Annotated in this window: 18 protein-coding genes; 10 read left to right on the top strand and 8 right to left on the bottom strand. The window is 68.6% G+C overall.

All coding sequences use genetic code 11. The features are described 5' to 3' along the window. Positions 1-2 precede the first annotated feature (2 nt). Complete coding sequence (locus RJ1_RS17985; RefSeq protein WP_073362146.1) at positions 3-1,385, top strand: L-serine ammonia-lyase; 1,383 nt, start codon at positions 3-5, stop codon at positions 1,383-1,385. Positions 1,386-1,451: 66 nt separating this feature from the next. On the opposite strand, the gene RJ1_RS17990 is transcribed toward RJ1_RS17985, so the two are convergent. From RJ1_RS17990 to RJ1_RS18000, 3 genes are all read right to left on the bottom strand, one after another. Continuing rightward, positions 1,452-2,960 carry a carboxyl transferase domain-containing protein gene (locus RJ1_RS17990; RefSeq protein ID WP_073362148.1) on the bottom strand — a complete coding sequence of 503 codons (1,509 nt, stop codon included), beginning with the start codon at positions 2,958-2,960 and terminating at the stop codon, positions 1,452-1,454. Then, positions 2,960-4,156: a CaiB/BaiF CoA transferase family protein gene (locus RJ1_RS17995; RefSeq protein WP_073362150.1), complete on the bottom strand. Its 1,197-nt coding sequence runs from the start codon at positions 4,154-4,156 to the stop codon at positions 2,960-2,962. Before RJ1_RS17995 ends, RJ1_RS17990 begins: the two co-directional genes overlap by 1 nt. A gap of 161 nt (positions 4,157-4,317) precedes the next feature. Further along, positions 4,318-5,679 (bottom strand): SLC13 family permease, encoded by a 1,362-nt coding sequence (locus RJ1_RS18000; RefSeq protein ID WP_073362152.1) that lies wholly within the window; start codon positions 5,677-5,679, stop codon positions 4,318-4,320. A 196-nt stretch (positions 5,680-5,875) separates the two neighbouring features. Here RJ1_RS18000 and RJ1_RS18005 point away from each other — a divergent pair, with 196 nt between their 5' ends. Continuing rightward, positions 5,876-6,571 carry a FadR/GntR family transcriptional regulator gene (locus RJ1_RS18005; protein ID WP_073362153.1) on the top strand — a complete coding sequence of 232 codons (696 nt, stop codon included), beginning with the start codon at positions 5,876-5,878 and terminating at the stop codon, positions 6,569-6,571. Positions 6,572-6,578: 7 nt separating this feature from the next. Here RJ1_RS18005 and RJ1_RS18010 read toward each other — a convergent pair whose 3' ends face one another. The 3 genes from RJ1_RS18010 to RJ1_RS18020 are packed head-to-tail and all read right to left on the bottom strand — an operon-like array spanning position 6,579 to position 10,827. Continuing rightward, complete coding sequence (locus tag RJ1_RS18010; protein ID WP_073362155.1) at positions 6,579-7,754, bottom strand: CaiB/BaiF CoA transferase family protein; 1,176 nt, start codon at positions 7,752-7,754, stop codon at positions 6,579-6,581. After that, complete coding sequence (locus RJ1_RS18015) at positions 7,751-9,466, bottom strand: acyl-CoA dehydrogenase family protein (RefSeq protein WP_073362157.1); 1,716 nt, start codon at positions 9,464-9,466, stop codon at positions 7,751-7,753. The genes RJ1_RS18010 and RJ1_RS18015 overlap by 4 nt, the downstream gene beginning before the upstream one ends. Next, on the bottom strand, positions 9,463-10,827 hold the full coding sequence (locus RJ1_RS18020) for an MFS transporter (RefSeq protein WP_073362160.1): 1,365 nt from the start codon (positions 10,825-10,827) through the stop codon (positions 9,463-9,465). Before RJ1_RS18020 ends, RJ1_RS18015 begins: the two co-directional genes overlap by 4 nt. Positions 10,828-10,965: 138 nt before the next feature. Between RJ1_RS18020 and RJ1_RS18025 the strand changes: the two genes are divergently transcribed. From RJ1_RS18025 to RJ1_RS18060, 7 genes are all read left to right on the top strand, one after another. Beyond that, entirely contained in the window at positions 10,966-11,877 is a 912-nt protein-coding gene (locus RJ1_RS18025) for a LysR substrate-binding domain-containing protein (RefSeq protein WP_073362161.1), read from the top strand. Positions 11,878-12,024: 147 nt separating this feature from the next. Next, complete coding sequence (locus RJ1_RS18030) at positions 12,025-12,924, top strand: MurR/RpiR family transcriptional regulator (RefSeq protein WP_073362163.1); 900 nt, start codon at positions 12,025-12,027, stop codon at positions 12,922-12,924. 128 nt (positions 12,925-13,052) lie between these two features. After that, positions 13,053-14,516, top strand: a complete 1,464-nt coding sequence (locus RJ1_RS48675) for a tyrosine-protein phosphatase (RefSeq protein WP_162850362.1) — start codon at positions 13,053-13,055, stop codon at positions 14,514-14,516. Between the two features lie 60 nt (positions 14,517-14,576). Continuing rightward, positions 14,577-15,599 (top strand): ABC transporter substrate-binding protein, encoded by a 1,023-nt coding sequence (locus tag RJ1_RS18045; protein WP_501193852.1) that lies wholly within the window; start codon positions 14,577-14,579, stop codon positions 15,597-15,599. Next, positions 15,583-17,250, top strand: a complete 1,668-nt coding sequence (locus RJ1_RS18050; protein ID WP_174694999.1) for an ABC transporter permease — start codon at positions 15,583-15,585, stop codon at positions 17,248-17,250. The genes RJ1_RS18045 and RJ1_RS18050 overlap by 17 nt, the downstream gene beginning before the upstream one ends. Before the next feature lie 28 nt (positions 17,251-17,278). Beyond that, positions 17,279-18,382, top strand: a complete 1,104-nt coding sequence (locus RJ1_RS18055) for an ABC transporter ATP-binding protein (protein ID WP_073362167.1) — start codon at positions 17,279-17,281, stop codon at positions 18,380-18,382. Beyond that, positions 18,379-18,975: a histidine phosphatase family protein gene (locus RJ1_RS18060; protein WP_073362169.1), complete on the top strand. Its 597-nt coding sequence runs from the start codon at positions 18,379-18,381 to the stop codon at positions 18,973-18,975. Before RJ1_RS18055 ends, RJ1_RS18060 begins: the two co-directional genes overlap by 4 nt. Here the strand turns inward: RJ1_RS18060 and RJ1_RS18065 are convergent. After that, positions 18,926-19,351, bottom strand: coding sequence for a hypothetical protein (locus RJ1_RS18065; protein WP_073362171.1), 426 nt, complete (start codon positions 19,349-19,351; stop codon positions 18,926-18,928). The genes RJ1_RS18060 and RJ1_RS18065 overlap by 50 nt on opposite strands. 108 nt (positions 19,352-19,459) lie before the next feature. Beyond that, entirely contained in the window at positions 19,460-20,377 is a 918-nt protein-coding gene (locus RJ1_RS18070; RefSeq protein ID WP_073362173.1) for a LysR substrate-binding domain-containing protein, read from the bottom strand. A 106-nt stretch (positions 20,378-20,483) separates the two neighbouring features. On the opposite strand from RJ1_RS18070, the gene RJ1_RS18075 reads away from it, so the two are divergent. After that, positions 20,484-21,728 carry a CaiB/BaiF CoA transferase family protein gene (locus RJ1_RS18075; protein WP_083400627.1) on the top strand — a complete coding sequence of 415 codons (1,245 nt, stop codon included), beginning with the start codon at positions 20,484-20,486 and terminating at the stop codon, positions 21,726-21,728. The last annotated feature ends 206 nt before the right edge of the window (positions 21,729-21,934 follow it).

A 21,934-nucleotide genomic window follows, 5' to 3' on the forward strand; every position in this document is an offset into this window, starting at 1 on the left:
TCGTGACCATCAGTGTGTTCGACCTGTTCTCCGTCGGAATCGGTCCGTCCAGCTCGCACACGGTCGGGCCGATGCGGGCGGCGGGCACGTTCGTCGACGACCTCGACACACTCGCACTTCTCGGGGACGTCGCCGGTGTCCGCGTCGATCTGTACGGATCGCTCGCGGCCACCGGCGCCGGCCACGGCACCATGTCCGCGATTCTCCTCGGACTCGAGGGGTACCGCCCGGAGACCATCGCCACCGAGGAGATGGAAACGCGGCTGGACGCGGTGCGGGCGAGCCGGCGGATCCGACTCGCCGGTGTGGTGGACATCCCGCTCGCGGAAGACGAGATGGTGCTGCACCCGTTGACGGTCCTCGACTTCCACCCCAACGCCATGACCCTCACCGCGACGGGGGCGAACGGCCGTGAACTGCATGCGCAGACGTACTATTCGATCGGCGGCGGGTTCGTCGTCACGGGCGACGAACCTGAGCTGTCCATCGACGCCGTCGCGAACACGCTGTCGTTCGGGTCGGCGCGCGAGTTGCTCGACCTCACCGAGCACTACGGGCTCACGATCAGCGAGGTCATGCTCGAACACGAACGGGCTCTCCGTCCCGAGTCGGAGGTCCGGGCGCGGCTTCTCCACATCCGCGACGTGATGGTCGAGTGCCAGCGACGCGGCATCGGCCGGGACGGGTACCTGCCCGGCAGTCTGCGGGTGCGCCGCCGCGCCCGCGGCTGGTACGAGCGGCTGAACGTCGAAGACCCCGAACGTGATCCCGCGTTCGCGGAGGACTGGGTGAACCTGGTGGCCCTCGCCGTCAACGAGGAGAACGCCTCCGGCGGCAGGATCGTCACCGCACCCACCAACGGTGCCGCCGGCATCATCCCGGCGGTGCTGCACTACGCGGTGCACTACACCCCCGCCGGAAAGTCCGATCCGGACGACACGGCGGTGCGGTTTCTACTGGCGGCGGGGGCGGTCGGATCCCTGTACAAGGAGCGGGCCTCGATCTCCGGTGCCGAGGTGGGCTGCCAGGGTGAGGTGGGGTCCGCCGCATCCATGGCCGCCGCCGGTCTCGCCGAGATCCTCGGCGGCAGCCCGGAACAGGTGGAGAACTCGGCGGAGATCGCGATGGAACACAGTCTGGGTCTGACGTGCGATCCAATCGGGGGTCTGGTGCAGATCCCCTGCATCGAGCGCAACGCCATCTCGGCGGGCAAGGCGATCAACGCCGCCCGGATGGCACTGCGCGGCGACGGCACCCACCGGGTCAGCCTGGATCAGGTGATCGAGACGATGCGGGCCACCGGCGCCGACATGAGCTCGAAGTACAAGGAAACCTCCACCGGCGGCCTCGCCGTCAACGTGTCGGTGAACCTCGTCGAGTGCTGACGCACATCCTTTGAGACAAAGGGGCATTCACGGTGCCGGGATCCGATCGGGATCCCGGCACCGTGGTCATGCAGGTGCGGGCTGCAACAGACCGATCCGGTCGAATCGCTCCGCACGTTCGGAGAGTCGCTGCGTGGTGTCGGCCGCGTCGAGGCGCGACAGCTCGCGGTGGAGGACCGCACCCACCCGGGTGCAGAAGGCCGCGGATTCCTCGGCGGCGTCCGGGAATTCGGGGATCACCTCGTCCACGATGCCGCTCGCAAGGAGGTCGGACGACCGGATGCCCTGCCGTGCGGCCATGTCCGGGGCATGCTCCACGTCGTGGTGCAGAATCGCGCTCGCACCCTCGGGCGGCAGGGGCGAGAGCCAGCCGTGCTGGGCGGCCAGCACCCGGTCCGCCGGAATCAGGGCGAGCGCGCCTCCGCCGGTGCCCTGCCCGAGCAGCAGGGAGATGGTGGGAACGTCGAGTGAGACCATGTCCGCGATGCAGCGCGCGATCTCACCGGCGAGGCCGCCTTCCTCCGCTTCCTTCGACAGCGCCGCGCCCGCGGTGTCGATGACCGTCACCAGCGGCAGGTTCAATTCGGCCGCCAGCCGCATGCCGCGCCGTGCCTCCCGCAGTGCGCCGGGGCCGAGCGGCGACCGCGTGGTCTGACCGCGGCGATCCTGCCCGAGCAGGACGCAGGGCACGTCACCGAATCGGACGAGGGCGAGGATGAGGCCCGGATCGTTCTCACCCTGGCCGGTTCCGTTGAGCGGCAGAACATCCGACGCGGAATGGAACATCACCTCACGGACCCCGGGTCGATCGTCTCGGCGTGAGGCGACCACCGACTCCCATGCGGGGACCTCCGGCAGAGTGTCGTGCACGGGCACGTCGGCGAGCGACGCGCGGCCCCCGCGACTCGAGGTGATGATGCGCAGGGCGCGGTCGACGATCTCGGCGAGTTGGTCCGGCGGGCGCACCGCGTCGATGAGTCCGTGCGCGTGGAGATTCTCGGCGGTCTGGACACCGGCCGGGAAGGGTGAATCGTACAGCGCCTCGTACACCCGCGGTCCGAGGAACCCGACGAGCGCCCCCGGTTCCGCGATCGTGACGTGGCCGAGGGATCCCCAGGACGCGAATACTCCACCGGTCGTGGGGCTCCGGAGGTAGACGAGGTAGGGCAGGTGTGCTTCCTTGTGTTTGATCACCGCCGCCGTGATCTTGACCATCTGCAGGAACGCGGTCGTCCCCTCCTGCATTCGCGTGCCACCGGACGTGGGCAGGGCGAGCAGCGGAAGGCGCTCCTGGGTGGCGCGCCGGATCCCGGCGACCAGACGCTCGCCTGCGGCAACGCCGATGGAGCCGCCCAGAAAGCCGAATTCGCAGACGAGGATTGCCGTTCGGCGGCCGCGGATGGTGGCCACCCCTGTCAGCACCGCCTCGTCGAGGCCGGTCTTTTCCTGTGCGCGAAGCAGTTCGTCGGCGTACTCGGAATCCGCCGCGACCGGGATCGGGGGCGTGTCCCACGATTCCCAGGTGCCGGCATCGACCACGAGGTCGAGCAGTTCGGGAGCGGTCAGGCGTGCCATCAGCTGCATTCCTTCAGCCACGACATCACGGTGTCGGTGTCGGCGCCGAGGACCGGGGGTGCGGTGTGCCGGGTCTCGGTGACCTCGGTGCCGTCCGGTTCGAAGAATCGGAGGGGCGGGCCGGGCAGGGTGATGTTGCCGAGAGTGCGGTGGTCGACGTCGACGAGCAGCCCCTGTGACTTGGTCTGCTCCCATTCGTAGACCTCGGAGATCGTCCGGACCCGTCCCGCCGGCACCCCGATGCGGTCGAGTTCGATGAGCAGTTCGTCGCTGGTGTACGCGCCGAACGCATCCTCGACCAGTTCCAGAACCTGCTTGTGGTTCTCGACGCGTTCGGGGTTGGTGGCCATTCCGGGGGCGTCGGGGTCGAGGTGGAAGCCGGCGCAGAACCGCTTCCACAGGCCTTCGCTGCCGACCGAGATCTGCACCGCGCCGTCGGCGGTGCGGAACAGTCCGTACGGGGAGATCGACGGATGGTGGTTGCCCTGCGCCTCGCCGACCTCGCCGGCGACGGTCCACTTCGTCCCCTGGAAGGCGTGCACGCCGACGACGCTGGCCAGCAACGACGTTCGCACGACGCGGCCCCGGCCCGTGCGTTCGCGTTCCTGCAGGGCCGCGACGACGCCGAATGCCCCGTACATGCCGGCGAGCAGATCCGCGATGGGAACGCCGACGCGTTGGACCTCGTCCGGATTCGGTCCCGTCAGCGACATCAGCCCGGCCTCACCCTGCGCGATCTGGTCGTAGCCGGCGCGTCCCCCTTCGGGCCCGTCGTGACCGAAACCGCTGATGGACAGGACGACCAGGCGCGGGTTCAGCTCGGCGAGCCGTTCGGTGGTGAATCCCAGCCGGTCGAGGACACCGGTGCGGAAGTTCTCCATGAGGACGTCGGCGCGCCGGACGAGGGCTTCGAGGGTGGCGCGTCCGTCGTCCGCCTTCAGGTCGAGGGTGATCGACTTCTTGTTCCGGTTCGCGGACAGGAAGTACGTGGATTCACGCTCGGCGTCGGCCGGCTCCACGAAGGGCGGCCCCCACCCGCGGGTGTCGTCGCCACCGCGCGGGGTTTCGACCTTGATGACCTCCGCGCCGAGATCGCCGAGCATCATCGCCGCGTGCGGGCCTGCGAGTGCGCGGGTCAGATCGACGACGACCACGCCTTGCAGCGGACCGGTTCGCTCCATCGTTTTCGAGGACATGTGAAACCACCGTTACTTCCTGGCGAGAGCCGCGATATCTGGATTGTTGGATCAGTGACCTAGTGGACTAGCCAATTAAATGAAACATCTGATCCGACCGATGTCAAGGACGAAAATTCGACGTGCCCGGCGAGGGGCCCGGCGGATCTACCCGACGACGGTCAGAGCCAGCCGGGCACCACGAAAATCGCCCAGGCCACGAGAGGCCCGATCGCGACGACGAGCGCGCTGTATTTCAGGATCTGCTTGTAGAAGCGATCCCGATCGACGTTCTGCGCGTTGGCGAGGACCAGCGCACCGTTGGTCGAGAACGGGCTGACGTCCACGATGGTCGAAGAGATGGCGAGCGCGACGATGACTCCCACCGCACCGACTTCACCGGCGAGCAGGAACGGGACCGCGAGCGGAATGGTCGCTCCCAGGATCGCCGTCGACGAGGCGAAGGCGGACACGATGGCCCCGATGTAGCAGAGGAGAAGGGCGACGAGGAGCGGCATTCCCAGGCTGGCCACCGCATTTCCGACGTACTCGACAGTGCCCGCCTCCTGCAGCACTCCCACGAAGGTGAGGACGCCGCCGATGAGCAGAACCGTCGACCAGCTGATCTGGGCGATCGCGCCCTTCTGCGCCTTCGGGGAGGCCAGCGCCAGGACGACGGCCACCGTCATCGAGATGAAGCCGACGTCCAGGTCGAGGATCAGCGAGAACACGGCGAGAGCGGCGAGACCGACGAGGGTGAGGACCTGATCGAACGTGACACGAGTGCGCGCCGGTGAGTCCGTGACGGTCGGCGTCGGGCGCACCTTGGTCGCGGTGGCTCCTCCCGAACCCGAGTTGCCTCCGGTCGCGGGCACTCCTCCACCCGAGGCGCCGCCGGTTTCTGCCGTTTCCTCCGGGCCGTCGTCGTGCACGCTGCGGCCGATCAGGTCCCGTCCGCCGAGGAAGACGAAGAGGAGCACCCCGATCGCGGCGTTGAACAGGAGGCTTCCGAGGAAGAGGGTGAGCGGGCTGTTGGTCAATCCCGCCTTGGACGCGATGTCGTTGACCGTGACGCCGTAGATGCTGATCGGCGAGAAGCCGCCGGCCTGGGCTCCGTGCACGACCATCATGCCCATCAGGAGGGCGTTGATCTTGTAGCGGGCGGCGAATCCGAGCGCGATCGGCGCGACGATCGCCACCGCGGCGGGTCCGAGCGCACCGATCGCGGTGAGCACCGCGGTGATCCCGAACATCACCCAGGGGATCAGGGCGACTCGACCGCGGACCAGCCGGACCGCCCCGCGGACCATGAGGTCGACTGTTCCGTTGTTCTGGGCGATCGCGAAGAGGTAGGTGATGCCGACCAGCGTCAGGAACAGGCTGCTGGGGAATCCGGCGATGATGTCGTCGCTGCTCATGTGCAGCGACAGGGTTCCGACGAAGAAGGCGGCAACGAAGCCGAGTGCGCCCATGTTCACGGGCAGCACGGTCGCCGCCAGGAACATGACGGCGAGCGCAAGTATGGGGATCAACTCGGTCGACATGAAAGTCTCCGGTTCTGTGGCAGTGGCAACTGGTCTCGACCGCCGCCTGCGAGCAAATTGACTCAGTGGCAGATTGGCCTAGCCACTTCATAAAAGCAGTGTTGTGGATCACTGTCAACAGGAACTGTGGGTGCGGTTACATGCGTATGCGAGATACCGTGGAGTAGTTTCAGTGGAATGGAGAGTGGGTGGCCCAGTGGCTGAGCAACTGCGTCCGGTAGCGCGTCCGCGGCTGTACGAGGTGATCGTCGAACAGCTGTGCGCCCATATCGCCGACCACGAGATGACGCCCGGCGACCGCCTCCCCGCCGAGCGCGAACTCGCAGCTCAGCTGGGTGTGAGCCGCGCGTCCCTGAGTCAGGCGCTCGTCGCCCTCGAGGTGCAGGGTGTGGTGTCGGTGCGGCACGGCGACGGCGCCGTGCTCGTCCGCCGCCCCATCGAGGAACGAGCCGTCAAGGCGCTGCGGGAGCACGCCGACCGTCTCCCCGAGGTCATCGAGGCCCGCGAGGCACTCGAGGTCAAACTCGCCGGGCTCGCCGCCGAGCGCCGCACCGACGCGGAAATGGCCGCGATCGATTCGGCGCTGGCCACGATGGAGTCGGAGATCGCCGCGGGCGATCGCGGCGTCGTCGGCGACGAGCAGTTCCACGAGGCCATCACCGTCGCCGCGCACTCGTCGCTGCTGGCCAAACTGATGCACGAGATCTCCGGGCTGATCCGGGAGACCCGCATCGAGTCGCTCTCCCAAGCAGAACGCCCGCGGGCCTCGCTCGAAGGGCACCGGCGCATTGCGACGGCGATTCGAGACCAGGACTCCGCGGGCGCCTCCCGGGCGATGGCCGATCACATCCGGATGGTGTCCGACGTCGCGCTGCTGCGCGAAGGCAGCTGACCAGCTCTCACACCACCGCCTGCGGCCGGTGAACCCCCAGGACGGCGTCGGTATCGGCGCCCAGTACCGGCGGCGCCGACGTCAGATGCGGGCGCTCGCCTGCGAAACTGACCGGGAACGCGATCTGCTGCAGGCTGCCCAACGTCGGGTGGTCGACCGTGCCGATCATGCCGAGTGCCGCGGTGTGCGGGTCGGCGTAGATCTCGTCGAGGTGCCGGATCGGTGACACCGGCACGGCGTGCGCGGCCAGGGTGTCGCACCACTGCTCGACGGTGCCGGACGCGAACGCCGCGGACAATTCCCGCTCGAGATCAGCGCGATTCGCCACACGGTCCCGGTTGCGGACGAACCGCGGGTCCGTCGTCAACTCTTCCCGAGCGATCGCCGAGCACAGGCTCCCCCACTGGCTGTCGTTGCCCACCGCGACGACGAAGTACCCGTCGCTCGCAGGAAACGCTTGATAGGGAGCCAGATTCGGATGTCCGGACCCGAGCGGCCCGGGACGTTTCCCGGTGGCGAAGTAGTTGGTCGCCCAGTTCACGTGCAGGGCGAGCTGGCACTCGAACAGCGACGTCGTCACGTACTGCCCTCGGCCGGTGCGCGACCGTTCCACGAGGGCGGCGAGCACGCCGACCAGTCCGAAGAGCGCCGCTCCCAGATCGCCCATCGCAAATCCGGCCTTCATCGGCGCCGCGCCCGGCTCACCGGTGAGCGACATCAGTCCGCCGGCGGCCTGCGCGATCATGTCGTAGCCCGGTTCGTCGCGCAGCGGACCCTCCTCGCCGAACGCGGAGATGTGCAGCACGACCAGGTGCGGGTACCGCTCGGAGAGCGTCCGGTAGTCGAAGATGCGCTGCAATCCGCTGCCGGGCTTGAAGTTCTCGACGACGACGTCGGTCTCCTCCAGAATCCGATGGATGACGTCCTGTCCCTCTTCCGACTTGAGGTCGACGGTCACCGACTTCTTGCCCCGGTTGATGGCGAGGTAGTACGTGGCGTCGGCGCCGACGAACGGCGGCCCCCACGACCGGGTCGGGTCGCCGCCGTCGGGGTGTTCGATCTTGGTGACGTCGGCGCCGAGGTCCGCGAGCGACATGGTGGCGTACGGTCCGGCGAGGATCTTGGACAGGTCCAGCACCCGCACACCCGCGAGGGGCGCCGGTCCGGTGTGGGTCGTGTTCACAGCAGTACTCCTGTCGGCGAATCGGTTCGGGGTGCGGCGGCTCGCGCAGAGTGGGCGTCGACGTCGGTGCCGTCGACGACGGCGGCCAGTTCGCGGAGGGCCGCGGCCGGGACGTGGCCGGAGTCGCCGGCGAGGTAGGCGTTCGCCACGAGCAGCGATCGGTGGCCGCCCCCCGTGGTGATCCCGAAATCGGCGAGGTCGTAGAGCAGGGTCGCCATCGCCGCGCGGGCCAGTTCGTTCGCGTAGCGCGCGCACCCGGCCTGGGCGGTGCCCTCGTCACCGGCGACCAGCAGGTCGCCCTCCGCGATCAGGTCGTCCCACCGCCGGGTGAGCACCTCGGCACCGGCGGCGCAGTCGGGTCCGAGCCCGGCGAGGACGCCGCGCATCGTGTCCGCGAGGTGCCGGTGTGCACCGAATTTGCGCATGCACCGCAGCACGTCGAGGGCAATGACGTTGCTCGATCCCTCCCAGATCGAGCCCAGGTGGGCGTCGCGGACCAGGCGGGCGTGGGCCCATTCCTCGATGTAGCCGTTGCCGCCGCGGACCTCCATGGCCTCGCCGGTGACGACGCGGGCCCGTTTGCAGACGTAGTGCTTCGCGAGCGGGGTGAGAACCCGGATCAGCCCGCGCGCGGATTCGTCTCCGGCGTCGGCCGCCTGCAGACACTGCGCGCTGTACGCCACGAGGGCGAGCGCCGCCTCGGCGTCGAGGGCGAGGGGTAGCAGGGTGGCGCGCATGAGGGGTTGATCGAACAGCTTCTTGCCGAACACTTCTCGCTGCCGGGTGTGCTCGACGGCGTCCCGCACCGCCCGGCGCATCAGGGCGCTCGACCGCATCGCGTTGGAGAGCCGCGACGTGTTCACCATCTCGGCCATCTGCCGGAACCCGCGGTCGAGTTCCCCCACCTGCAGGGCATATGCGCCGGTCAGCGACACCTCGCCACTGGGCATCGAGCGGGTGCCGAGCTTGTCCTTCAGCCTGTCGATCGTGTAACTGTTGCGCTCGCCGTTCGCCAGAACCTTGGGCACCATGAACATTCCGACGCCGCGCGTCGTGTGGTCGCCGCCGCCGGGGAACCGGGCCAGGGTGATGACGACGTCGGCGTCGGGATTGGACGCGAACCACTTCTTCCCGGTCAGCCGCCACGCGTCGCCGTCCCGTTCCGCCCGCGTCTCCGTCCGGGCGATGTCGGTGCCGGCCTGCGGTTCGGTCATGAACATCGCGCCGGTCATCGCCTGCTGCGGGTCGGTGGACGTCAGTCCGTCGATCCAGGTGCCGAACACGTCGGGGTCGCCGAACATGCGCAGCGTGCGGGCGGCGGCGTCAGTCATCGACACCGGGCACGCGAGCCCGAACTCGGCCTGCACGAACACGTACGACGCGAGGTACTTCACCAGGTGCGGCGGCACGGCGTCCCAGCCGTGCAGGCCGCCACGGTGCGACAGCGCGGACAGTCCGTATTCGCTGTAGGCGGCGCGGCACAGTTCCTGGTAGGCCGGGTGGTACGAAATCCGGTCGATGCGGTCACCGTCCCGGTCGAACTGCTCGAGCACGGGCGGATTCTTGTCGGCGGTGGCAGCGAGAACGTCGAGCCGGCCGGCGACGTCGGCACCGAGCCGGTCGAGCAGCGAGTCCAACTTGTCGCGGTCCGACGGCGCGGTCCAGCGGGCGACGACGGCGCGGAGCGCGGGGTCGGTGTGAGCGAAATTCATGAGTGGGCAGCATCTTTCCGGGTCGAGGAGTGGGCAGGAAGGGGCTCGGCGTCTCGGCTCTTCCGGGCTTCGCCCCGGCGGAGCAGCAGGGTCATGCACGCGAGGGACAGCACGACGTAGCCGAGCCCGAGGGCGACCACCGGCCAGATCGAGTCGGTGTGGGTGAGCAGGAACTGGCAGAGCATGGGGGCGGTTCCGGCGAAGATCGCCGTCGACAACTGGTACGACAGCGAGATACCGGTGTACCGCACGGTGGTGGGAAACACCTGGGCGAGGATGCCGGCGAGCGCCGCGTAGTACATCGCGTGCGGCGCGGTGGCCAGCACCATGCCGAGCATGGCCAGCGGCATCGACCCGGTCTGCACGAAAAGGAACATCAGCGGCAGCAGGACCAACTCCGGGAGCAGCATCCACCGCACCGCGCGGGACGGGTCGATCCGTGTGGCCAGCACCGCGCCGAAGGGCTGGACGAGCACCTGCGCGACGAGCGCGACCGTGATCACCAGCAGGAAGTCGCCGCGGTCGAACCCGAGATCGGCCGTCGCCCAGGCGAGTGCAAACGTGGTCTTGACGTAGGTGATGGCGACGCCCGCGACCACCGCGCCGACGCCGAGGACGAGTTCGACGGGGTGCGAGCGCAACACCTCGACGAGCGGCATCCGGGTGCGTTCCTGCGCGACGACGGCCTTCTTCATCTCCGGGGTCTCCGAGATGCGCAGCCGGATGTACAGCGCGACGACGACGAGGCCGGCGGACGCGAGGAACGGCAGACGCCAGCCCCAGGACTCGAACACGCTGTCCGACATCAGTGTCAGCGCGAGAAACGCCAGGGTAGCGAGCAGGTTGCCGACGGGCGAACCCTGCTGTGCGAACGCGCCGTACAGCACCTTCTTGTTCGGGGGCGCGAACTCGGTGGCGATGAGCACGGCGCCGCCCCATTCGCCGCCCATCGCTATGCCCTGCACCACGCGAAGCGCGACGAGGAGGATGGGCGCCCAGATGCCGATCTGCGCGTAGGTGGGGAGACACCCGACTCCGACCGTTCCGAACCCCATGAGCGCCAGCGTGATGATCACGGCGTTCTTGCGTCCGAACTTGTCACCGAAATGACCGAATACGATTCCGCCGAGCGGGCGTGCCACGAATCCGATCGCGAATGTCGCGAACGCGGCGAGGGTGCCCACCGCGGGCGAGGCGTCGGGGAAGAACAGTCGGCCCAGCACGAGCGCGGACGCGGTGCCGTAGATGTAGAAGTCGAACCATTCGATGGTCGTGCCGACGAAGGCGGTGACTCCCGCCTTACGGGCCTGCCGGGTGCTGTATTCGGGTGGTGCCGCGTCGCGGCCGGGATTCGGGTTCACGGTTCTCCCTGACTTTCATGCTCGGGCGTCACACCGATGTGGAGGTGGTGTGCATCACTATGGTCGGAATTCCGTGTAGAGTCCAAGACTTAATTCAGCTTGTTTAGGTGCTCCAGACACATAGTCCGAGGAGGGGTCGTGGAACTCCGTCACCTGCACGCCTTCCTCGCGGTGGCCGAAGAACTGCACTTCGGGCGGGCCGCCGAGCGTCTCCATGTCGCGCAGTCGCCGCTCAGCCAGACCGTGCGGGCGCTCGAACGCGAGCTGGGCACCGACCTGTTCGTCCGCACCACCCGCTCGGTGCGGCTCACGGCCGCGGGCGAGGCGCTGGTGGCCCCCGCGCGGGTCATCGAGGCGCAGATCGGGATCGTGCGCGGCATCGCGCAGGCGGCGTCCGCCGGGGAGACCGGGCGCGTGACCGTCGGCTTCGGCGGCGCCGGCGGCTACACGGTGCTCTCCGTCCTCGCCCGGTCCCTCGCCGACACCTACCCCGGAATCGAACTGGACCTCCGCCCGCAGATGTACTCCGGGGAGGTGCTCGACGCCCTCGCGCGCGGAACCCTGGACATGGGCATCGTGGGGCTGCCGGTCCCCCGGGGCTTCGCCACCCACACCGTCCGCGAGGAGGCACTGATGGTCGCCGTCCCGGCCGGGCACCGTCTCGTGGACGCCGGCCCGGTCGCGCCGCAGGAGCTGGCGGGCGAACGGTTCGTCATCTATCCCGCCGAACACGGCTCCGTGGTCCGCGACGCGACGCTCGCGCTCTGTGCGGCAGCAGGATTCGCCCCCGTCGTCGCGCACGAGGCACCCGACCCGTACAGCCTGCTCGCGATGGTCGGCGCGGGAGTCGGGGTGGCCGTGGTGGTCGATTCGACGGCGCACCTCACGATGGACGGTGTCGAATACCTGCCCATCGCGGGCGACGTGCCCACCCTCCCCATCGCGATGGCCTGGCACGATTCCAATCCGTCGCCGGCGGTGCAGACGGTCACCCGCGTACTGCGTGACGTGATCGGGAACGTCGGTCGGGTGGGGGCTCGACGTCGGTAACGAGCGCGCGACCTGTGTGCAACCGCTCGATGACGCCGCGGTGAACCGTCGCTACGCTCCGTCGGCGCCGGCGCGGGAGTCGCTACCCTGACGGACCTGACACCGCCGGAGTCCGCCGGCGTGGGGACGAACAGGACAGTAGCCGAGATGTCGCATTCTTCCGCCGACCCGTGGCGTTCGAGCGCCACCCTCGCGCGGTTGCGCGCCGGTCTGGCCACTCTGGGCCCCGGTGAGCAGCGGGTCGCGCGAGCCGTACTCGCCGAGCCGGCGGCGGTGGTCGAACTGTCGACGGCCGAACTGGCGGCGGCGTCGGGCACGTCCCCGGCAACGGTGGTGCGGGCCTGCCAGCGACTGGGATTCCGAGGGTTCCAGCATCTTCGACTCGAACTGGCTCGCGTCACACCGGATCCCGAGTGCGCGGCGGCCACCCCGGTGGACGCCGCGTTCGGGGCGGCCGCCGAGGCGCTCACCGCGACCCGCGCGACGATCGACCCCGTCGGGTTCGCCGCCGTCGTGGACCTGATCGTCCGGGCCCGACGGATCCTGTTGGTGGGTAACGGCTTCTCCTCCCCACCGATCCAGGATGCCGCGTTACGGTTCACCACCGCGGGCCGCAGTGTGGAAGCGCCGCTCGACATTCTCGGGCAGCAGTTCTCCGCGCGGCTGCTCACCGCGCAGGACATGTGTCTCGCGGTCAGCTACTCCGGTGCGAACACCCACACGTTGCGGGCGTGCGCGGCGGCGCGGGAACGGGGTACGCCGGTGGTGGCGATCACGAGTTATTCCACTACGCCACTGACCCGCATCTCCGACCACGTCCTGTGGGCCGGTGCAGGTGTGCACGAGAACGAGGCGGATTCGTTCTCGGCGCGAATCAGCCAGTCCACGATCCTGTATGCCCTGCAACGCGCGGTGCTCGGCCATCCCGAGCGGGAAGCGGTGGACACCGGCGCGCGCGACGTCGTCGCAGACGCGCTCAGCGATTCACTGCCCGACGAACCGGGCTATCCGAACGAGTGCGACACCCGGAACCCGTCCGACTGTTAGCGTTCCCGCCACCGATTGTTGGGCGACGCGGTCCCACCCGTTCAATCCCGCCCCACACGATGTCACCGACGGAACGCCGTTCCGGAACGAATGGAACGTTGAGTGCTGGAGGGTGGATCGTGGAGTCGATGGAGGTAGCCGGCACCTTCAATGTGCGGGCGGTCGCGGGGCCCGGCCTCTCACCGGGCGTACTGTTCCGCTCTGCAACGCTCGATCACCTCCGCACCGAAGGTCGGAACAGTCTGCGCGCGTCCCGCATCCGCACGGTGATCGACCTGCGCGACGCCACCGAACGTGCCACGGCGAATGCGACGCGCGACTGGGCGGTGGCGCACCATCCGCTGTACGACCCGCGCACGGGTCCGCCGCAGATCGGGGACATCGCCGTCGTCTACCGGGCTCTGCTCGACGAACGTGGCGGCGCGCTCACGGAGGCGCTGCGCGCCCTCGCCTACTCCCCCGCCCCGGTCTTGGTCCACTGCACCGCGGGTAAGGACCGCACCGGACTGGTCGTCGGTCTGGCGCTCGCGGCAGTGGGTGTGCCGGACGCGGTGATCCTCGACGACTACGCCCGCTCGGGACCGCAGGTACGGCCCCATCGTGAGGGACCGGTGAGGCGACTGCTGACGGGGCTGTCACTCGACCCCGCCGACTACGCCCGGGCACTCGAATTGCACCTGGATTCGCCGCCGTCGGCGCTGGCCACCGCCCTCGGTCATATCCGCGGCCGGTACGAAACCGTCACGAATTACCTTCGTGTCCACGGGTTCACGGCGACGGACTTCGAGGCGCTGCGCGTGCGATTGCTCGACTCCACCGAACTCACGGTGCTGCATCTGAGCGACGTGCACGCCACCGCCACCGCACCGCTCTACACACAGGTCGACGGCACCGCCCGAGTGCGGCAGGTCGCCGAGCACGTGGAATCGTCGATGCTGCGTCCCGACGTCGTGGTGGTCACCGGAGATCTGTCGCACCACGGCGAATCCTCGGCCTACCAGGCCCTCGCGGCGGCGTTCGACGAGTTGCGCGAACGGCTCGGGTGCCCGGTGGTCGTCGTCCCCGGAAATCACGACGAACCGGTCAGCTTCGCAACGACTTTCGGGCGGCACCCCGTCGAAAATGTGCACGGTTTCCGGGTGATCGGGCTCGACACCGCGACAGGATCGGTGTCGCGAGAGGATCTGGACCGGCTGCGTACCGAACTGCGCTCACCCGCACCGAACGGCACACTCCTGGCACTGCACCACCCACCGGTACCGTCACCCGCGGCCACGCTGGCCGGACGTGAACTGGCCGCCCCGGAGGAACTGGCTGCGGCGCTCGACGGCTCCGACGTGGTGGCGATTCTCGCCGGCCATTTCCACCACCCGATGAGTGGGCTGTTCGCCGGTATCCCGCTGTGGGTGGGCGGTTCGCTCGCCTACCTGCAGGACACCGGGACGCCGGCCGACACCGTCGTCGGGTTCGACGCCCCGACGTACTCGATAGTCCGCTGCTCACGAAACGGAGTGAGCGCGTTTCCAATTCCACTGAACACCCCTGACGTGCTGTTCCGGTCGAGCCCCACGCTCACCGTCTCCGCACCCTGACCCGATCTCGTCATTCCGCCTCGACACCCACCCCTTCGACCAGGAGAAGTCGTGAAATCCCTGTCCCGCCTCGTGTCGGCCGCCGCTCTCGGCACGGTCGCCGCGCTCACCCTCGCCGCGTGCTCCGAGCCCGCCGCATCCGAAACCGAACAGACCGGCACCGCCGCGAGCGGCAGCCAGACGTTGACGGTGTACACCTCCGAACCGCAGGCCAAGATCGATGCGCTCGTCGCCGCGTTCACCGAGGAGACGGGCATCGACGTCGACGTGTTCCGCGCGGGCACCGGCGACCTCACCGCCCGCATCGAGGCCGAACGCACCACCGGCACGATCGGCGCCGACGTGCTGCTCGCGGCCGACGCCCCCACCTTCGAGAGCTACAAGGCCGACGGTCTGCTGCAGCAGTACACCCCCGCGGACGTGGAGGCACTGAACCCCGACGTCGTCGATCCCGACGGCTACTACGTGGGCACCCGCATCATCCCGACGGTGATCGCCTACAACACCGCGGCAGTCGACTCGCCTCCCACCGCGTGGAAGGATCTGGCCGACCCGAAGTACCTCGGCAAGATCACGCTGCCGAACCCCGATGTGTCCGGTGCCGCCGCATTCAACACCGCGGTGTGGCTCAGCACCCCCGAACTCGGCGAGAACTGGCTCGCGGCGCTCGCGGCCAACGAACCGGTGGTCGCCGAGAGCAACGGACCGGTCGGGCAGGCCGTCGCGGCCGGAACGCAGCCGGTGGGCATCGTCGTCGACTACCTGGTGCGGGAACTGGCGGCGAAGGGATCTCCGATCGCGCTGACCTATCCCACGGACGGCGTTCCGTACATCTCGCAGCCGGCGGGCATCTTCACCGACTCGGACAGCACCGAGGCAGCCCGCAAGTTCGTCGACTTCCTCGTGAGCAAGCAGGGCCAGGAACTCGCGGTCGAGCAGCAGTACCTGCCGGTGCGCGGCGACGTCGGCACCCCGGACGGCGCGCCGGCACTGTCCGAGCTCGCGCTACTCACCCCCGATCTGCAGGAGATCACCCGGATCCAGGACGAGGCGGTCCGGAAGTTCAATGGCCTCGTCGGTTGACACCCTTGCGCCTCCCGCCGTCCGGGCCCTGCCCGGGCGGCGGTTCGATTCCGTCGGCGCCGTGCGGGTGGCGCTGTGGTTGTTCGTCGCCGCGGTGGTCGTCGCGCCGCTCGCCACCGTCGTGTCACTCGGCCTCGGCGGCAACCACGTCGAGCAACTGATCGACGACGACATCGCCGGTGCCGCAACGCACAGCGTGGTGTCGTCCGGTCTGTCGGCGGTGTTCGCGGTGATCCTCGCGACCGTGATGGCGTTGCTGCTCGACCGCACCGATCTGCCCGGCCGCGGCATTTTGCGCCTGGTTCTGTTGTCACCGTTGCTGATCCCCCCGTTCGTCGGAGCGATCGCGTGGACCGGCCTGCTCGGCCCGAGCGGCATGGTGAACCGGTTCTGGACCGAGACGTTCGGTGCTCCGCTGTGGAACATCTACGGCGGCGACGGCGTCGTGTTCTTGCTGACGGTGCACTCGTACCCGATGGCGTACCTGATCATCGCGGCGGCGATGCGAAGGGTGCCCGGTGATCTCGAACAGATCGCCCGGATCGGCGGCGCCTCCCCGTGGCACGCGATGCGCACCGTGACGCTGCCGCTGCTGCGGCCCGCACTGCTCGCCGCGTTCACTCTCACCGCGGTGTCGAATCTGGCCGACTTCGGGATTCCGGCCCTGATCGGTCTGCCGGAGCGGTACGTGACGTTGTCGACGATGGTGTACCGGTACATCCAGTCCGGCACGGTGGACCGTCCGCTCGAGGTGGTCTCCACCATCGGGATCGTGCTGCTGCTACTCGCCGTGCTCGCGGTGTTCGTCGATCGGCGGCTGTCTCGGCGGACCCGGCAACTCGACGGCCCGGTCACCGCCCCGCAACCGCTACCTCTCGGCGGCACCCGGATCCTCTCCGGGGCACTCGCCTGGACCGTGGGTCTCGCCCTGACAGCACTGCCGATCCTCGCCCTCGCCACCCAGGCGCTGCTCCCCGCCCCAGGTGTGCCGCTGACCTGGGGCAATCTGACACTAGACAGCATCGAGGCCGCCGTGACCGCGCCGGGAACCATTGTCGGCGTAAAGAATTCGTTGATGCTCGCCGTCGGCGCGGGAATCGTCTGCGCGGTAGCCGGACTGGTGATCGGTGTGCTCACGACCCGCACCCGTTCGCGGGACAACACGAGCCTGGACCTGCTCTCGATGCTGCCGCAGGCCGTGCCCGGGCTGGTCATCGCGGTGGGCTGGCTGATCGTCGGCCGCTACACGGGATTGTTCGATACCCGGTGGGTGATCCTGTGCGCGTATGTCACTGCGTTCCTGGCGATCGTCGTGCAGGCGGTGCGTGCGCCGTTGTCCACCACGCCCACGTCTCTGGAGGAGGCGGCCCGCGCGTCCGGTGCGTCCCGCCTGCGGTCGCTGCGGGACGTGCCGTGGGCGATGACGGTGCCGGCCGCCGCAACCGGCGGCATGCTGGTGGCGTTGACCGCGGTGCGTGAGCTGACCATGTCGGTGCTGCTGGTGGCACCCGGCACCCAGACTCTCGGAGTGTCCATCTTCAACCTGCAGCAGGCCGGCGACTACAACGCCGCGTCCGCACTGTCCCTGCTCGTCGCGCTCGTCGGCATCGCCGGTATCGGCTTGCTCGCCGGCACCCGCGCCGGGCGCTGACCCACTCCACAGATCGGAAGTCGTCTTCATGTCCGCGATCACCCTCACCGGTGTCGACCTCCACTACCCCGACGGCACCGCGGGACTGTCCGGTATCGACCTGGATGTGCGCGACGGCGAATTCGTCGCACTCGTCGGACCGTCGGGTTCGGGTAAGACCACCCTGCTGCGCACCGTCGCCGGATTCCTCGCCCCCACCGCGGGGCTCGTGCGCCTGGGCGACGAAGTCGTCGCCGACGGCACACGCACCGTTCCCCCCGAGAAGCGCGGCCTGGGGATGGTCTTCCAGCAGCACGCGATCTGGCCGCACCGCAGCGTCGGGCGCAACGTCGCGTACCCGCTCGAAGTCACCAAGGTGCCGCGCGCGCAGCGTGCCGAGCGGGTGGCCGAGGTGCTCGAACTGGTGGGGCTCCCCGGGTTGGCGAAGCGCGATCCGGCGACCCTGTCCGGTGGGCAGCGTCAGCGCGTCGCGCTCGCCCGGGCACTGGTGGCACAGCCGCGGGCGTTGCTGCTGGACGAGGCGCTGTCCGCGTTGGACGAACCGCTGCGCGATCGGCTGCGTCTGGAACTGCGTACGCTCACCCGTGCACAGGACCTGACGGTCGTGCACGTCACGCACGATCGCGCCGAGGCCCTCGCCCTCGCCGACCGGGTCGTCGTGCTCGACAGCGGGCAGATCCAACAGATCGGCACACCGGAGGAACTCCTGCAGCGGCCACGATCGGCTTTCGTCGCGAAGTTCCTCTCGGACGCGAACCTGTTGCCCGGCACCGTCTCCGACCATGGATTCTCGAGCGCCGACGGCGCGATGCACGTGGGGCGGGATCGGCTGGCGGACAGATCGACCGGCGCCGGCACCCTCGCCGTGCTGCCCACCGACATCACGGTGACATCGGTGGAGAACGCGGGCACCACCCAGGGAATCGTGATGTCGTCGCTGTTCGGACGCGACGCGAGCGACGTCGTCGTATCCTGCCGCGGTGCGGAATTCCGGTGTGCGGTACGCGGAACCCGGCCGGTGGTCGGCGACCACGTCGGGCTGACGATCACTCGAGCCCTGTTCTACCCGGACCCGACGACGGACGACGTGCCCGCTCTCCACGCGGCCGAGCTGGCCGGCACACCGCGATGAGCAAGACCACCCGACTGGCGCTCGTCCGCCACGGACGCACCGACTGGAACCGGCGGGGGCTGCTGCAGGGCCACACCGACGTGCCACTCGACGATGTCGGCCGCGCGCAGGCCCGCGATACCGCGCAGATGCTCGAAGCCGGTATGTGGGACACGGTGGTCACTTCCCCGTTGTCACGCGCGGTCGACACCGGCCGGATCATCGCCGCACAACTCGGGACCAGTGTCACGGGAACATATTCCGACCTGATCGAACGAGGCTACGGCGCCGCCGAAGGGCTCACCCGCGCGGACGCCGAGCATCGATGGCCGGAGCGCGACTTCCCCGATATCGAGCCGCTCGAAGCGGTCTCGGCACGCGGCCGCCGGGCACTCGACGCGATCGTCGAGACGCACCCCGGATGCCGGGTCGTGGTGATCACGCACGGCGCTCTCATCCGTTCGGTGCTCGGCGACCTGTCCGCCGCTGCGGTGCCGCGCATTGTCAACTGCGCTGTCAGCGAGGTCGAATGGAGAGGCGTGTGGCGGGTACGGTCGGTCAACCTCACGCCCCGAGCAACAACATCCCGGTCACCAGCAGCGCAACGACCTTGACCACCTCCAGGCCGATGTAGGCGTAGTGCGCGTGCGAACGGGGAACCTCCTCACCGGCGAGGACGCGGTCGGATCGACGTGTCAGCCGGGGCCGAACACCCACCAGTTGCACCACGAGTACCGCGACCGCCGTCGCTCCTGCTACCAGCACCCCGGCAGGCAGCCCGCCGACGAGGAGCCCGGCAACGAGCAGTGCCGCCCAGACCACCTCGGTGACATTCAGGGCACGGAACACGAGCCGGCCGATCCCCAACCCGAGCCGCACCGTCACCCCGGGTGCGCGGAACTTCAGCGGCGCCTCGAGAAACGAGATCGCGACCACCATCCCCAGCCAGACGAAGGTCACCGCGATCGAGACGGCATGCGCTGCGGTCATCTGTCGTCCCCTCTTCTCCTGTGCCCGATCAGCTCGCTACGTATTGTCCCCCGCCTCACGCGTCGTGAACGGGAGGACCAGACGGGACGGGTGCGCCGAATCGCGGTTCTACGCGTGCGGGGCCGCGTCTTCGGGACGGCCGGGCCAGACACGTTCTGCAAGGGAGAGGACCGGAGGCAGAGCCGGGTTGTCCGAGGCCGGGCGCCACGCCATGCGCAGGTGGATCGGCAGGGTCTCGTCGAGCACCCGTAGGAAGTGCACATGCGGGTCCGTCACGTTCTCCGCCACGGACGACACCGTCAGGGAGCATCCGACTTCGGCTCCCACCAGTGCCATGGCGGTCCACGAATCGGGTGCCCGTTGCACGATGTCGGGATCGAACCCCGCCCCCAGGCTCAGCCTGCGCAGCCGGTCACCCAGTACCGAGCCCTCGTGTGGAGGCAGGGCCACGAACGGCTCTCCGGCAAGCTCCGCCATGTACACCTCCTGTTTCGAGGCGAGCGGGTGCGATGCCGGGACGGCCACGACGAGGTGTTCCTCGACGAGGATGCGGGATTTGACGCCGGCGGGCACGAAATCCCACCGGCCGAGGCTGACGTCGACCTCGCCCCGGAGAACCCGGGCGAGGGCCGGGAGTGCGAAATCCTGACTGTAGAGCCGAAATTCAATCCCCGGGTGAGCCTTCCTGACCTCCCGGGCGAGCACTCCCACGAGTACGTGGGTCGACGCACCGGCGTAGGCGAACGTGACCGTCCCGGCCTCCCCACGATCGGCGGCCAGCACGGTGGCGCGGGCCCGTCGCTCGGCGGCGAGCATCTCCTGGGCGGGCGCCACCAGCGCCGTTCCTGACGCGGTCAACCGGACGCTGCGGGTGCTCCGGATGAAGAGGTCGGTTCCGAGGTCGCGCTCGAGTTGTCGCACGATCCGGCTGACCGGCGGCTGCGCGAGGTGGAGCCGCTCGGCGGCCCGCGCGAAATGCAGTTCCTCGGCCACGGCGAGGAACACCCGCAGTTGTTGGAAATCCATAACCGAATTATTTCATGAATTGAAATAATTGTGCCACCAGTAAGTATTGGACGCCGCGTAATGGCGGTGGGATGGTTGAGGGGATTTCCCACATGGAAGAAGACTCATGACACTGCAGAGCAACGACACCGCCTTCGCCCCGGAGGCGACCGAGGATCGGCAACCGGGACGACCGCATCAGGATGCCTTCGGCCGCACCGCAAGCGGGCCGTTGGCCGGAATCGTTGTCGCCGACTTCAGCCGGGTCCTTGCCGGGCCGTACTGCACCATGCTTCTGGCAGACATGGGCGCCACCGTCATCAAGGTGGAGGGCCCGTCCGGTGATGAAACACGTGCGTGGAAACCGCCGGTCTTCGACGGCCAGTCCACGTATTACCTGTCGATCAACCGGAACAAGAGGTCGATCGCGTTGGACTTCGGCGACCCCGACGATCTCGAGACGGCCCGCGGGATTGCCGAGAGCGCCGACGTCGTCGTCGAGAACTTCAAGCCCGGCGGACTGGACCGCTTCGGCCTGGATCATGCGTCCATCGCGGAACGCAATCCCGCTGTCGTGTATGCGTCGATCACCGGATTCGGCTCGGCCGGAGGAGCCGCCCTGCCTGGATACGACCTGCTCGTCCAGGCGATGTCCGGACTGATGAGCCTCACCGGAGATCCGGAGTTCCCCGCCTACCGCTCCGGCGTCGCGGTCTTCGACGTCATCACCGGACTCCATGCGGCCATCGGCGTCCTCTCCGCGCTGCACGAGCGCGACCGGAGTGGCCGCGGCCAGCGCATCGAAGTGAACCTCATGTCCTCGGCGTTGTCGGGCATGGTCAATCAGACCGCCGGGTTCCTGCTCAGCGGAAATGTGCCGACCCGCATGGGCAATGAGCATCCCAGCATCTACCCCTACGAGCCGCTGCCCACCGCGGACGGCGACATCGTCCTGGCCATCGGAAACGATCGGCAGTTCCGGACATTGTGCGATGTCATCGGCGCCCACGACTTGGCCACGGACCCCCGGTTTGCGACACCGCCGGACCGCAGCCACAATCGTTCGGAACTGCGCCCCATCCTGCAGGAACTGTTGGCCGCCAAGCCCGCGTCCGAATGGTTCGACATCTTCACCGAGGCACGGTTGCCGTGCGCACCGATCAACGACGTCCGCGGCGGAATCGAATTCGCGCAGCGCCTCGGGCTGGAACCGGTCGTGGCGGTCGGAGACGGTGACGACGCGCTTCCCGGGGTCCGCAACCCGATCACATTCTCGGCGACGCCGGCCAGCTACGACCTCGTGCCGCCCGGCATCGACGCCGACCGGGGTGACATCCTCGAGTGGCTGTGCTCGGCGGAACCACGAACATAGAGCATGTCTGCCAATTGCGGACGCTGTGATGGATGACGGGCGCCGCCAGGGATATGCCGCAGAGGTAAGTGGTGGCGTACTTGTCGTAGTGAATAGCGACTGCGCGCCATTGCTCGAGACGCCCGAAGCCACGCTCGATGGTGTTGCGTTCGCGATAGCGAGCCTTGTCGAAAGCGGGTGGTCGACCTACAAGACGGGCTCGATCA

Source organism: Rhodococcus jostii NBRC 16295, from assembly GCF_001894825.1.
Taxonomy (GTDB): Bacteria; Actinomycetota; Actinomycetes; order Mycobacteriales; family Mycobacteriaceae; genus Rhodococcus_F; species Rhodococcus_F jostii.